We start from the raw sequence: 12144 nt of genomic DNA, 5'->3' as shown, positions 1-12144 counted from the left end.
AACGGCTCCCACGTTTTTCAGTAGGAGGCACCATGAACACCAGCACCGTAATCCTTGCCGGGCTACTCGCCCTCGGTTCCGCCAGCGCCTTTGCCGAGGGCGGCGCCGAACGCATGCGGCATTACTACGACAACTTCCCGGTCCACCACGCGCAAAGCGAGCAGCAGAGCGCATCCAAAACGGTGGAACTGAAGGTTCCAGACGATCAGACCGCGCAAGTCACCGAGTCTTATCGCGACTGATTCAACGAGCAACCGATGGACCTCCGATGGCTCCGCTCTGGCCTCGGAGACGACAGTTGGGCGCCCTGCTCGGGGCGCCTTTTTTATGCCTGCAGATCCTTGATCCAGAACAGCATGCGACCATGCTCGGGGTCGAACATCCCCGGGGCAAAACCGAACTTGCGATAAGAGTTCTGCGCCACGGCGTTGCCTTCGAGTACTTCCAGGGTGATTTTGCAGCAACCGCGCTGGCGGGAAATATCCTCGACCTTGCGCAGCATTTTCTGACTCAGCCCGAGGCCGCGAAATTTCGCCACCACCGCCACGTCATGAACATTGACCAGCGGTTTGCAGGCAAACGTCGAGAAGCCTTCGAAGCAGTTCACCAGCCCTGCCGGTTCACCGCCGACAAAAGCCAGCACGCTGAAAGCATGGGGTCTGCGCGCCAGCTCTTCGGGCACGCGACGCAGCAGTTCGGGGGCAAGCGAATGACCGCCACCCATGGGATCTTCTGCGTAGTGATTGAGCACGATGCCGATGGCTTCGGCGTGCAGTGGGTTGGTGTAGCTGGCTTGAAGCACAAGAACTTCTGCGGAATCCATTTCCATCCCCGATCATGACCCCGGCGTGCAAGGCGCGCACCTGAAAGGCTGTTCGACCATAACGCGAGGCTGATTCAACCTACAACCTCTAAAGATGAAAATCGTCGGCGAGGAATGTTACCGGCTGTTCAATGTCCCCCACGCGTTCTGGTAAGCCATGGTCAGTAAGTGATGGGACAGCGGTTGGCTCATGCTTGCGCCCTCTTCGCTCATTCGGCAAAACGCTGCAGTTGCATCTCCTGCAAGCGGCTGAGGGTGCGGCGGAACGGGAACTCCAGATACCCCTCGGTGTACAGCGCCTCCATCGGTACCTGAGCCTCGATGTACAGAGGGACTTTACGGTCGTAACACTCGTCGACCAACGCGATGAAGCGGCGCACACCGTCGTCGTGAACCGACAATTGCGGCAACTCGCGGTCACCGGCCACCACCTGCGCCGAGCCGTCTTCCGTACCGCGAGCGATACGCCCCTCGCGTTTTTGTGCACTGAGGTTCGGCACTTCGCTCAACAGAATAGATCGATAGCTATCGCACAGGGTAATGAAGTCCATGGCAGCGAACGGTTGCTCGCAGAGATCGGCATAGCGACACCAGAGCACCGCCGCACTGGCCTGCACCACGTTCAGTACCCGGTGTCCCACAGGGACCGGCTCCGCGCTGGCAGGTTGCCCGGCGTTGAGCGACTGGAAGACTGGCTCCAGCGCACTGCCTTGCCCAGGCTCTGCGACAAAATATCGCTGCCGGGCGGTGCCCGGGTGCAGGCGATGATCCTCGGCACCGTTCACCGCAACGACTTGCATGTGGGCCTTGATCGCGGCAATTGCCGGGACAAACCGGTCGCGGTTGAAACCATCGGCATACAGCTCATCCGGCGGCAGGTTGGAGGTGCAGACCACCACCACGCCCTCGTCGAACATCACCTGAAACAGCCGCCCGAGGATAATCGCGTCGCCGATATCGTTGACGAACAGCTCGTCAAAACACAGCACCCGCACTTCAGCCGCCAGTTCCCTGGCCAGGGCCCGCAGAGGGTCGGCAATCCCGGTCAACTGGAACGAGCGCTGATGCACCCAGCCCATGAAGTGATGAAAATGTTGACGCCGGGCCGGCACCCGCAGGCTTTGATAGAACTGATCCATCAACCAGGTCTTGCCACGCCCGACCGGGCCCCACAAGTACACGCCGGTGACCGAACGAGCACCGGCGTGCAAGGCTTCATGGCATTTTTGCAACGCCCAGACCGCATGCTCCTGGGCTTCATCCTGGATGAAACCCTTGTGCTCGATCGCGTGTTGCCAGGCGCTTAAGGGAGAGTCGAAAGTCATGCGCGGCAGTATGCCACGATGTCCCTGAAAAACAGGTGGACTTTTGTGGGAGCGGGCTGCTCCGAAGATCCCTGTGGGAGGGGGCTTGCTCCCGAAGGCGGTGGGGCAGCCAACATCTTCGGTGGATGACACTCCGCCTTCGTGAGCAAGCCCACTCCCACAGAGGATTTGTGGTGTGTCAGAGGTCGACTTGTGGCTCGCTGCCTCGGAGCACAGTGCAGCAACTGCCTGGAATACAGATTCCTGTGGGAGGGGGCTTGCTCCCGAAGGCTGTGGGGCAGCCAACATCTTCGGTGAATGACACTCCGCCTTCGTGAGCAAGCCCACTCCCACAGGGGATTTGTGGTGTGTCAGAGGTCGAGTGTGTGTCTTGTTGCCTCGGAGCACAGTGCTGGAACTGCCTGGAAGACAGATTCCTGTAGGAGTGAGCCTGCTCGCGATGGCGGTGTCAGCCAACATCTTCGGTGAATGACACTCCGCCTTCGTGAGCAAGCCCACTCCCACAGGGGATTTGTGGTGTGTCAGAGGTCGAGTGTGTGTCTTGTTGCCTCGGAGCACAGTGCTGGAACTGCCTGGAAGACAGATTCCTGTAGGAGTGAGCCTGCTCGCGATGGCGGTGTCAGCCAACATCTTCGGTGAATGACACTCCGCCTTCGTGAGCAAGCCCACTCCCACAGGGGATTTGTGGTGTGTCAGAGGTCGAGTGTGTGTCTTGTTGCCTCGGAGCACAGTGCTGGAACTGCCTGGAATAGAGATTCTCTGTGGGAGGGGGCTTGCTCCCGAAGGCGGTGGGGCAGCCAGCATCATCGGTGAATGACACACCGCTTTCGTGAGCAAGCCCACTCCCACAGGTTTTTTGTGGTGTTTCAGAGGTCGACTTTGTGTCGGGCGGCATACAGGCAGAGCATTTCCATGGCGAGGGTCGCCGCCGCCAGCGACGTCACCTCCGCATGGTCATAGGCCGGCGCCACTTCCACCACGTCCATCCCCACCACGTTGATCCCGCGCAAACCGCCGAGTATTTCCAGCGCCTGCGCCGTGCTTAATCCGCCGCACACCGGAGTGCCAGTGCCCGGTGCGAATGCCGGGTCGAGGCAGTCGATATCAAAGGTCAGGTACACCGGGTTGTCACCGACTCGCGCACGAATCGCATCGACAATCGCCTCGCAGCCCCGCCGATGCACTTGGCGCGCGTCGAGTACGGCAAAACCCTGATGATCGTCATTGGTGGTGCGCAACCCGATCTGCACCGAGCGCGATGGATCCACCAGCCCTTCTTTGGCGGCGTGCCAGAACATAGTGCCGTGATCGACGCGCTTGCCGTCCTCGTCCGGCCAGGTGTCGCTGTGCGCGTCGAAGTGGATCAACGACAGCGCACCGTGTTTACGCGCATGGGCCTTGAGCAGCGGATACGTGATGAAGTGGTCGCCGCCAAACGTCAGCATCGCACTGCCGGCATTGAGAATCCGCTCGGCGTGAGCCTCGATGCTTTCCGGGATGGTGTGCGCCGAGCCGTAATCGAAGTCGCAGTCGCCGTAGTCGATCACCGCCAGATGATCGAACGGGTCGAACGCCCACGGCCAGTGCCGTTCCCAGGCAATCGCGGTGGACGCTGCGCGAATCCCCCGTGGCCCGAAACGCGCGCCCGGGCGGTTGCTGGTGGCGGTGTCGAACGGAACGCCGCTGACCGCTACGTCGACGCCGCGCAAATCACGGCTGTAGCGGCGACGCATGAAACTGGTGATCCCGGCGTAGGTGCTTTCGGCGCAAGTGCCGTACAGGCTGTCACGGGTCATGGCTTGGTCGTTGAGCATCGGCACGTCCATTGGTGTGCTCCTCTGGTTATTGATGGCTACGGAAAGTGGTCCACAGGCGCGTACGCTGACGCATGTCCTTGAGGCTCATGCTGCGATCGGCGTACAAGCGGTCGCGCACTTCGGCGGGCGGGTAAATGTCCGGATCGTTGCGCACCGCTTCATCCACCAGCGGCGTCGCGGCCTGGTTGGCGGTGGCGAAAAACAGTGTGTTGGTCAGCTCGGCCACAGACTCGGGGCGCAGCATGAACTCGATGAACGCCCGCGCCGCTTGCGGGTTTGGCGCGTCCTTGGGAATGGCCAGGTTGTCCTGCCAGATCAACGTACCTTCGCGTGGAATTCGGTAAGCGACCTCATAAGGTTTGTTGGCCTTGTGCGCCTGATCGGCAGCCATGCTCACGTCACCGTTGTAGGTCAGCGCCAGGCACACGCTGCCGTTCGCCAGATCGCTGATCTGCCGGCCAGTGGCGACGTACAGCACCGAGGGCTGGAGTTTGTGCAACAACGCTTCGGCAGCGGCCAGATCAGTCTTGTCGGTGCTGTAGGGATCTTTGCCCAGATAGTGCAGTGCCAGGCCAATGACCTCCTGCGGCGAGTCGAGCACGGCAATCCCGCAGTCCTTGAGTTTGCTCGCGTACTCGGGCTTGAACAGCAGATCCAGGCTGTTGAGCGGCACGTCCGGCAGGCGACTTTTCACTGCCTCGACGTTAATGCCCAAGCCCAGCGTGCCCCAGGTGTAGGGCACGGCGTAGCGATTGCCGGGATCGACTGCCGTGAGTTTCTGCAGCAGATCGGGATCAAGATTGGTGTAACCCTTGAGGCCTTCATGGGGGATTTCCTTCAGCGCGCCAGCGGCCAACCCTCGGGCCAGAACGCTGGAGGACGGCACGACCACGTCATAGCCGCTGCCACCGGTCAGCAGTTTGGTTTCCAGCACCTCGGACGTGTCAAAGGTGTCGTAACGCACATGAATACCGGTTTCCTGCTCGAAGCGCTGCAGGGTTTGCGCCGGCACGTAATCGGCCCAGCTGTAGAGGTTGAGGGTTTTGTCCTCGGCCTGGGCATGCAGGGCCACGGATAACAACAGCGCGGGAAAACACAGCTTGAACACGGGAGCCATGACGAACACCTGACCGGAGGAAGTGGTTGCAGGATGCGCGGTCGGATACATTGCTGGAATATCAAGTTTGTTAACCTGACTTTATCCAGAGGTAATGTAATGCTCGGTCAACTCCACGATATCGACCTGCAGTTGCTGCGCCTGTTTGTGCAGGTCGTGGAATGTGGCGGCTTCAGTGCCGCACAAGGTGAACTGGGCCTGAGTCAGTCGAGCATCAGCCAGCAAATGGCCAAACTCGAAACGCGCCTCGGCTATCGCCTGTGCAGCCGTGGCAAGGGCGGCTTCAGCGTCACGCCCAAGGGCGAGCAGTTGCTGATTGCGATCCGTACGTTGTTCGAATCCATCGAAACCTTCCGCCATCAATCCAACGGCGTCGCCGGACGGTTGATCGGTGAAGTGCGCCTGGGCTTGTCGGAAGCGCTCGATCAGTCGGTACTGCTACGGGTCGCGGAGGCAATCCGGCGCTTTCGCGGGCGCGATGAGTCGGTGCGCATCGAGTTGATCAGCGCAATGCCTGGGGAGATGGAGCGCCTGCTGCTGCAACAGCGACTGGACCTGGCCATCGGTTATTTCTCACAAGTGCAGAGCGCTTTCGATTACCACGAGCTGTTCAGGGAAACCCAGCATTTGTACTGCGCGCAGGGCCATCCGCTGTTTACCGTCGATACGCCGGACGATGCGGCGCTGCAGGCCTGCGACCGGGTCGATCATCCGTACCGCTTCATGCGCACGGGCGAGCCGTTCGCGGACAAGCGCTTTTCCGCGCGTTCGGAACAGGTCGAGGGCACCCTCGCCTTCATTCTTTCCGGCAAGCACGTCGATTATCTGCCCGATCACTATGCACGGGTCTGGGAGGATAAGGGCCTGCTGCGGGCACTGCGGCCAGGAGCATTGAGCTTCGAGGTGGCATTTCATCTGGCCCGACATCGGGCGCAGGTGCCAGGGGATGCACAGAAGGCGTTTGAAGAGGATTTGCTCAGTGCATTTAATTTATGAGCCAGACTGCTACTTGTGGCGAGGCGGACTTGCTGGCTCACCAGGGCTTTACTTGCATTTGCGATTTTATGCCCAAACCCCTCTCGCTCAATAAAACCTGACCTTTCAGGCAATTTTTGCTCGTTGCCCTCGCCGCCCTCTTCCGGCATCCTGCGCCTCCATTTTCTGACCCGGCCCCGCCTCACGGCGCGCAAAACACCATGACCGCCTCTGAAAAAGTCCCGCGCAACAACGATCTGATCTACGGCCTCAACGACCGTCCACACCTGACTGCCACCGTATTCGCCGCACTGCAGCACGTGCTGGCCAGCTTCGTCGGCATCATCACCCCGACCCTGATCATGGGCGGCGCCCTGGGCCTGCAAAGTGAAATACCGTATCTGATCAGCATGGCGCTGTTCGTCTCGGGGCTGGGCACGTTTGTTCAGGCGCGGCGTTTCGGTCCGGTCGGCTCCGGCTTGTTATGCCTGCAAGGCACCAGTTTTTCCTTCATCAGTGTGATTCTCAGCGCCGGTTTCATGGTCAAGGCCCGGGGCGGCGGCACCGATGAAATCCTCTCGACGATTTTCGGCGTGTGCTTTTTCGCCGCATTCATCGAAGTGGTGTTGAGCCAGTTCATTGGCAAACTGCGCATGCTGATCACCCCGGTGGTCACTGGCACCATCATCACCCTGATGGGCCTGTCGCTGATCAAAGTGGCGATGACCGACATCGCCGGTGGCTTCGGCGCTGCCGATCTGGGCGCGGCCAGCCATGTGTTCCTGGCGGCGCTGGTGCTGGGCACCATCGTTGTGCTGAACCGGGTCGATGTGCCGTTTCTGCGCCTGGGCGCCATCGTCATCGGCCTGACCCTTGGCTATGTGGTCGCGTGGCTGATGGGCACGGTGGATTTCGCCAACCTGCCCGATGTGCCGCTGGTCAGCGTGCCGGTACCGTTCAAGTACGGTTTCAACTTCGACTGGGTGGCATTCGTGCCGGTGGCGGTGATTTTCCTGGTCTCGCCGCTGGAAGCGGCCGGTGACCTGACCGCCAACTCGATGATCTCGCGGCAACCGGTCAAAGGCCCGCTGTACATCCGCCGGATCAAGTCCGGCCTGCTCGCCGACGGCCTCAACTCGGCCATGGCAGCCGTGTTCAACAGCATGCCGATGGTGACGTTTGCGCAGAACAACGGCGTGATCCAGTTGACCGGCGTTGCCAGCCGCTACGTGGCGTTCTTCATCGCCGGCCTGTTGGTGCTGCTGGGCCTGTTCCCGATGATCGGCGCGGTACTGCAACTGATGCCCAAACCGGTGCTTGGCGGTGCTGAATTGGTGATGTTCGGCACTGTAGCCGTGGCCGGGATCAAGATTCTCGCCGAGGCTGGGCTGCATCGGCGCAACATGCTGATCGTGGCGATTTCTATCGGCATGGGCCTGGGCATCGCGGCTGTGCCTGAAGTGTTGCGCGAGTTGCCGCAGGCGCTGCGCAACATCTTCGAATCGCCGATCACCGTCGGTGCGTTGTGCGCTATCGTGCTGAATATCTTCCTGCCGGAAGAGTTCATGGAGCTTGAGGAAGACGATTTCGATCCGGAAGCGTCGATTCTGCAGGTCATGGAAAACCCCGATCTGCCGGCCAAAGCTGAACCTGCAACCGCCGCGGCGGTCGCACAGTTGAACCGCTGACGCTGCGCCTTGAACAAAGGGCTGAGCCGGCAACGGTTCGGCCCTTTTTTTTGAGAGACTGTTTATGCGCCGCTTCCACGCCGTCATCCTGTCCCTGCTGCTGTTGTCCCTGAGCGCCTGCGCGCTGTTTCCCAACCGAGATCCGGTGAACATCAACGTGGTCGGCCTCGAACCGTTGCCGAGCCAGGATCTGGAAGTGCGCTTCGCGATCAAGTTGCGGGTGCAGAACCCCAACGAAACCGCCATCGATTACACCGGCATCGCCCTCGACCTTGAGGTCAACGGCCATCCTTTGGCCTCGGGCGTGAGTGATCAGATCGGCTCGATCCCGCGTTTCTCAGAAACCGTGGTCAGCGTGCCGGTCAGTGTTTCCGCGTTCTCCGTGCTGCGCCAGACGCTGGGCCTGAGCCAGACGCAAACCCTCGATAACCTGCCCTACGTGCTGCGCGGCAAACTGGCCGGTGGCTTGTTCGGCACCATGCGATTTGTCGACAGCGGCAAGCTCAGCCTGCCGAGAGCCACTGCTGCGACGTGGTAATCAATTGCACACACATTCCCTGTGGGAGCGGGCTTATGCGGTGAAGCGTACGCCGGGTTTGGCGCGTTCATCGACACTCAACTCAAACACATCAGGCCGCGCATAGTGGCCAACCACGTCATAGTCATATCGCGCCCGAACCAGTTCATCGGTATCGATTTGCGCCGTCAGCAATCCCGCCTCGCCGCGCAAAGGCCCTGCCAGCACATCGCCCATCGGCCCGACAATTACGCTGCCGCCGGCAATCAACGGTCGATCCGCCGGCCAGTTGGCAATCTCCACGCCCAGCGCCTTCGGCGAAGCCTGGACCTGACAGGCGCTGACCACAAAGCAGCGGCCCTCATGGGCGATATGGCGCATGCTGACCTGCCACATCTCACGCTCATCCACCGTCGGCGCGCACCAGACCTCAATGCCCTTGGCGTACATCGCCGTGCGTAGCAGCGGCATCATGTTTTCCCAGCACACCACAGCCCCAAGGCGTCCGACCTGGCTGTCAAGCACCGGCAGCGTCGAGCCATCGCCCTTGCCCCAGATCAGCCGTTCGGTGCCCGTCGGCATCAGTTTGCGGTGCTTGGCCACCAGCCCCGCTTGCGGATCGAAATACAGCGCCGTGCAATACAGTGTGCTGCCGGCGCGCTCGATCACGCCGATTACCAGATTGGCCCCGGTACGCGCCGACATGCCGGCCAACGCCTCGGTTTCAACCCCCGGCACATCGATGGCGTTGGCGAAGTAGCGGGCATAGGCCTCGCGCCCCTCGGGCAAGCGATAACCCAATTGTGTGCCAAAACCTTCGCCTTTCGGGTAGCCGCCCAGCAGCGCTTCAGGCATTACCACCAACGCCGCGCCGGACTCGCTGATCGCGTCTTCCCAACGCAGAATCTGTTCCAGGGTTTCACTTTTGCCACCGGGCAAGGCGCCAATCTGCAGGGCGGCAACAATTGATTTGGGCATCGCGGTCACTCCATCGGGTTCAAGTGTTGCCGATTCTGCGGCGGCGCGGGATCATGAATAAAGACCGATTCACTGCTGAATGATATGAACCTTATGAATATCGTGACCGTTGACCTCAACCTGCTGAAAGTCTTCGAAGCCCTGCATGAAGAGTCCAGTGCCAGTCGTGCGGCGCTGCGGCTGGGCGTGACGCAATCGGCGGTCAGCGCGGCGTTGCGCCGGTTGCGCGAGGTGTATGGCGATCAGTTGTTCGTGCGCACCGGTCGCGGATTGGCGCCGACGCTCAAGGCCAATCAACTGAAACCGGTGGTCAGCGAGGCCTTGAATAAATGCCGCCAGAGCCTGGCGATGGTCGACCCGGCGGCGCATCAGTACGAGGGCCGCTCGGTGACGGTGGGCCTGTCGGATGATTTTGAAATCGCTTATGGCCGACGCCTGATCGAAGAAATTGCCCGCAGCGCGCCGAAACTGCGGCTGATCTTCCGCCAGACCCACAGTCAGATCGTCGCCCGCACGCTGATGGAACGCAGCATCGACCTGGCGATCACCGCCGGCGGGTTTGCCGAACGCCTGCTTAGCCGCCAGGTGTTGGGCGAAGGGGATTACGCGTGTCTGGTCGACCCGGGCAGCCTGGCCGCCGGGCAACAATCAATCGATCTACAGGCGTTTGTCGCCCGCGAACACATTCTGGTGTCCTCGGGCGGCTTTATCGGCATCACCGATGAGGGCTTGGCAGCACTGGGCCTGAGCCGCCGGGTCTGCGCCTCGACCACGCACTTTGCCGCGTTGCCGCATCTGCTCAAGGGCAGCGACGCGGTGGCGACCATCCCGACGCATGCCGCCCAGGCCATCGCGGCCCTCAGCGGACTGGTCTTGCTGCCCTGCCCGCTGGCCTTGCCGCGTTACCCGATCGAACTGGGCTGGCGCACCAGCACGCAGGTCGATCCGCTGGTGATCAAGGTGCGTGAGGCCATTGTGGCGGCGTTTAGCACGCCGTAAGTGCGTTTACTTGTTGGCCGCCATCAGCCGGTTGACCTCACTGCGCACCATGTTGGCAAATTCCGGCGGCGACATGCCGTCGAGTTCCGAGCGCACCCACTCGGCCCATTTGCCCTTGCGCTTGCCGCGCTCGCCGAACAACCGCGCGGCTTCGCCTTTGGCTTTGCCCAGATTGTTCTGCCAGAGTTCGAACAGACGGGATTTCTCGTCTTCCAGCGCAGCGCGCTCGGCGAGGGATTTGTCGGCCAGATTGAAACTCATGGGGAAATACCTGCTGCGTAAAATGGCGACATCTTACACGCTCGACAGAAATCTCCTGCGCAGGTTTTTGTTCCGTACCTAAAATCAGTGCAACTTTTCAGACAACGCCACACTCCATTGTTCACTGTCCATTCACCTGCAAGGAGTCACCCAATGGCCCGCAAATCCACCGTGCAAGCCGCCGAAGACCAAATCAAGGATCAGGCATTCAGCGAACTTCAGGCTCTGATCGAAGAGTCCGACAAACTGCTCAAGAGCAGCGCCTCACTGGTCGGCGAAGAAGCGGAGACCCTGCGCGGGCAAATCGCCCTAAAGCTGCAACAGGCGCTGGATTCGGTTTCCAGCGTACGCGACCGCACCAAACCGGCAGTGGATGCCACCGAAAACTACATCGGCGGCCATCCTTGGCAAACCGTCGCGATCTCCGCGGGGTTTGGCCTGGTGGTCGGTTTGTTGCTCGGTCGGCGCTGAAGTCGTCACGCAGAAAAAAGGCGAGCCACCCGGCTCGCCTTTTTCATGTCCTGCATAAACTCAGCCGGCGGCCAGTTCGCGCAACTGGCCCAGCGTCTGTTCATCGAGCACGATCCCCTCTGCCAGCGATCTGGCCCGCTGCAAGTGTCGGCGATCGCCCGGCAAACGCTTGAGTCCGACGCCGTGCATCTGGCGCACCAGCTCCTGACTGCGCTCGGCAAAGCTCTGCCCGGCGGCCTTGCTCGGGTCGATGACAATCAGCAATTGCCCGGTCCACGGGGTCTTGGCGCCGGGATGATTCGACCAGTCGAATTCAAAGGAAAAATTGCCACCCGTGAGCGCAGCGGCCAACAGTTCGACCATCATCGACAGCGCCGAGCCCTTATGCCCGCCGAACGGCAACAGCGCGCCGCCCTCAAGAATGGCTTTCGGGTCCTGCGTTGCCTGGCCGAGGCTGTCCACGCCCATTCCGGCTGCCAGCCGTTCGCCCTTGCGCGCCGCAATCTGCACGTCGCCGTGGGCAATGGCGCTGGTCGCCAGATCGAACACGATCGGCGCGCCACCGAGCCGAGGGGCGGCGAAGGCAATCGGGTTGGTGCCGAACAACGGCCGGTCGGCGCCGTGGGGCACCACGCAGGTCATGCTGTTGACCACGCTCAACGCCACCAGCCCTTCATCGGCGAAGGGTTCGACGTCCGGCCACAGAGCGGCGAAGTGGTGAGAATTACGGATCGCCAGCACGGCAATCCCGGCGTTACGAGCTTTCTCCACCAACAACGACCGGGCGGCTGCCAGCGCTGGCTGGGCGAAACCGTTGCCGGCATCGACGCGTACAAACCCGGGGGCCACATCTTCTACCTGTGGCACCGCCTGACCGTTGACCCAGCCACTGTTGAGGGTCGACACATACCCGGGAATCCGGAACACACCATGGCTGTGCGCACCGTCACGCTCGGCTCCGGCACAGTTGGCGGCAAGTGAGCGGGCGACCTCGGCGGAGGTGCCATGACGCAGAAAAATCGTTTCGAGCAGTTGCGTCAACGCCTCGAGTGACAACGATGGCGAGACAGCAGAAGACACATGATCGTGTGGCGCAGACATCTGAAGCTCCAGACTAATTATTGGAGGGAACAACAGCGTGTGAACGACTTGCACGTCGATTAACCACGTCAG

General features: G+C 61.2%; 13 protein-coding genes. 6 read left to right on the top strand and 7 right to left on the bottom strand.

Annotated features, from left to right (window positions below; genetic code table 11):
* The first annotated feature begins 32 nt into the window (after positions 1 to 32).
* Entirely contained in the window at positions 33 to 242 is a 210-nt protein-coding gene (locus AC1UK9_RS13700; protein ID WP_025109959.1) for a hypothetical protein, read from the top strand.
* A gap of 83 nt (positions 243 to 325) precedes the next feature.
* Here AC1UK9_RS13700 and AC1UK9_RS13695 read toward each other — a convergent pair whose 3' ends face one another.
* The 4 genes from AC1UK9_RS13695 to AC1UK9_RS13680 all read right to left on the bottom strand — a co-directional run bounded on the left by AC1UK9_RS13695 (position 326) and on the right by AC1UK9_RS13680 (position 5082).
* Positions 326 to 823: a GNAT family N-acetyltransferase gene (locus AC1UK9_RS13695; RefSeq protein WP_473015994.1), complete on the bottom strand. Its 498-nt coding sequence runs from the start codon at positions 821 to 823 to the stop codon at positions 326 to 328.
* Positions 824 to 1032: 209 nt separating this feature from the next.
* Positions 1033 to 2148 (bottom strand): cell division protein ZapE, encoded by a 1116-nt coding sequence (gene zapE, locus AC1UK9_RS13690; RefSeq protein WP_025109961.1) that lies wholly within the window; start codon positions 2146 to 2148, stop codon positions 1033 to 1035.
* An 866-nt stretch (positions 2149 to 3014) separates the two neighbouring features.
* On the bottom strand, positions 3015 to 3974 hold the full coding sequence (speB, locus tag AC1UK9_RS13685; protein ID WP_482580418.1) for an agmatinase: 960 nt from the start codon (positions 3972 to 3974) through the stop codon (positions 3015 to 3017).
* 16 nt (positions 3975 to 3990) lie between these two features.
* Positions 3991 to 5082 (bottom strand): polyamine ABC transporter substrate-binding protein, encoded by a 1092-nt coding sequence (locus AC1UK9_RS13680; RefSeq protein ID WP_482580416.1) that lies wholly within the window; start codon positions 5080 to 5082, stop codon positions 3991 to 3993.
* Positions 5083 to 5181: 99 nt separating this feature from the next.
* Here AC1UK9_RS13680 and AC1UK9_RS13675 point away from each other — a divergent pair, with 99 nt between their 5' ends.
* From AC1UK9_RS13675 to AC1UK9_RS13665, 3 genes are all read left to right on the top strand, one after another.
* Positions 5182 to 6078: a LysR family transcriptional regulator gene (locus tag AC1UK9_RS13675; protein ID WP_473015669.1), complete on the top strand. Its 897-nt coding sequence runs from the start codon at positions 5182 to 5184 to the stop codon at positions 6076 to 6078.
* 200 nt (positions 6079 to 6278) lie between these two features.
* Complete coding sequence (locus AC1UK9_RS13670) at positions 6279 to 7745, top strand: nucleobase:cation symporter-2 family protein (protein ID WP_482580415.1); 1467 nt, start codon at positions 6279 to 6281, stop codon at positions 7743 to 7745.
* Positions 7746 to 7809: 64 nt separating this feature from the next.
* Entirely contained in the window at positions 7810 to 8283 is a 474-nt protein-coding gene (locus tag AC1UK9_RS13665) for an LEA/WHy family protein (RefSeq protein WP_482580414.1), read from the top strand.
* Positions 8284 to 8316: 33 nt separating this feature from the next.
* Here the strand turns inward: AC1UK9_RS13665 and AC1UK9_RS13660 are convergent, their stop codons facing one another.
* Positions 8317 to 9240: a carbon-nitrogen hydrolase family protein gene (locus AC1UK9_RS13660; protein WP_482580413.1), complete on the bottom strand. Its 924-nt coding sequence runs from the start codon at positions 9238 to 9240 to the stop codon at positions 8317 to 8319.
* Between the two features lie 84 nt (positions 9241 to 9324).
* Between AC1UK9_RS13660 and AC1UK9_RS13655 the strand changes: the two genes are divergently transcribed.
* Positions 9325 to 10239 carry a LysR family transcriptional regulator gene (locus AC1UK9_RS13655; RefSeq protein ID WP_482580412.1) on the top strand — a complete coding sequence of 305 codons (915 nt, stop codon included), beginning with the start codon at positions 9325 to 9327 and terminating at the stop codon, positions 10237 to 10239.
* A gap of 6 nt (positions 10240 to 10245) precedes the next feature.
* Here AC1UK9_RS13655 and AC1UK9_RS13650 read toward each other — a convergent pair whose 3' ends face one another.
* Positions 10246 to 10500, bottom strand: coding sequence for a hypothetical protein (locus AC1UK9_RS13650; RefSeq protein WP_008088647.1), 255 nt, complete (start codon positions 10498 to 10500; stop codon positions 10246 to 10248).
* A 153-nt stretch (positions 10501 to 10653) separates the two neighbouring features.
* Between AC1UK9_RS13650 and AC1UK9_RS13645 the strand changes: the two genes are divergently transcribed.
* Positions 10654 to 10971: an ElaB/YgaM/YqjD family protein gene (locus AC1UK9_RS13645; protein WP_025109969.1), complete on the top strand. Its 318-nt coding sequence runs from the start codon at positions 10654 to 10656 to the stop codon at positions 10969 to 10971.
* 60 nt (positions 10972 to 11031) lie between these two features.
* On the opposite strand, the gene AC1UK9_RS13640 is transcribed toward AC1UK9_RS13645, so the two are convergent.
* A complete protein-coding gene (locus AC1UK9_RS13640) occupies positions 11032 to 12072 on the bottom strand; it encodes an Ldh family oxidoreductase (RefSeq protein ID WP_473015664.1) in 1041 nt (346 codons plus the stop codon).
* Positions 12073 to 12144: the final 72 nt, after the last annotated feature.

It is taken from the genome of Pseudomonas sp. AK-TSAG1-1, assembly GCF_056821665.1.
Note: the sequence above shows the minus strand (reverse complement) of the source record. Positions and strands in the feature narration are given on the sequence as shown.

Bases quoted from the DNA above. Each gene is read 5' to 3' on its own strand.
- AC1UK9_RS13665 (WP_482580414.1), top strand. From the start codon at position 7,810: ATGCGCCGCTTCCACGCCGTCATCCTGTCCCTGCTGCTGTTGTCCCTG.
- AC1UK9_RS13670 (WP_482580415.1), top strand. From the start codon at position 6,279: ATGACCGCCTCTGAAAAAGTCCCGCGCAACAACGATCTGATCTACGGC.
- AC1UK9_RS13700 (WP_025109959.1), top strand. From the start codon at position 33: ATGAACACCAGCACCGTAATCCTTGCCGGGCTACTCGCCCTCGGTTCC.
- speB (WP_482580418.1), bottom strand. From the start codon at position 3,974: ATGGACGTGCCGATGCTCAACGACCAAGCCATGACCCGTGACAGCCTG.
- AC1UK9_RS13640 (WP_473015664.1), bottom strand. From the start codon at position 12,072: ATGTCTGCGCCACACGATCATGTGTCTTCTGCTGTCTCGCCATCGTTG.
- zapE (WP_025109961.1), bottom strand. From the start codon at position 2,148: ATGACTTTCGACTCTCCCTTAAGCGCCTGGCAACACGCGATCGAGCAC.
- AC1UK9_RS13655 (WP_482580412.1), top strand. From the start codon at position 9,325: ATGAACCTTATGAATATCGTGACCGTTGACCTCAACCTGCTGAAAGTC.
- AC1UK9_RS13695 (WP_473015994.1), bottom strand. From the start codon at position 823: ATGGATTCCGCAGAAGTTCTTGTGCTTCAAGCCAGCTACACCAACCCA.
- AC1UK9_RS13660 (WP_482580413.1), bottom strand. From the start codon at position 9,240: ATGCCCAAATCAATTGTTGCCGCCCTGCAGATTGGCGCCTTGCCCGGT.
- AC1UK9_RS13680 (WP_482580416.1), bottom strand. From the start codon at position 5,082: ATGGCTCCCGTGTTCAAGCTGTGTTTTCCCGCGCTGTTGTTATCCGTG.
- AC1UK9_RS13650 (WP_008088647.1), bottom strand. From the start codon at position 10,500: ATGAGTTTCAATCTGGCCGACAAATCCCTCGCCGAGCGCGCTGCGCTG.
- AC1UK9_RS13645 (WP_025109969.1), top strand. From the start codon at position 10,654: ATGGCCCGCAAATCCACCGTGCAAGCCGCCGAAGACCAAATCAAGGAT.
- AC1UK9_RS13675 (WP_473015669.1), top strand. From the start codon at position 5,182: ATGCTCGGTCAACTCCACGATATCGACCTGCAGTTGCTGCGCCTGTTT.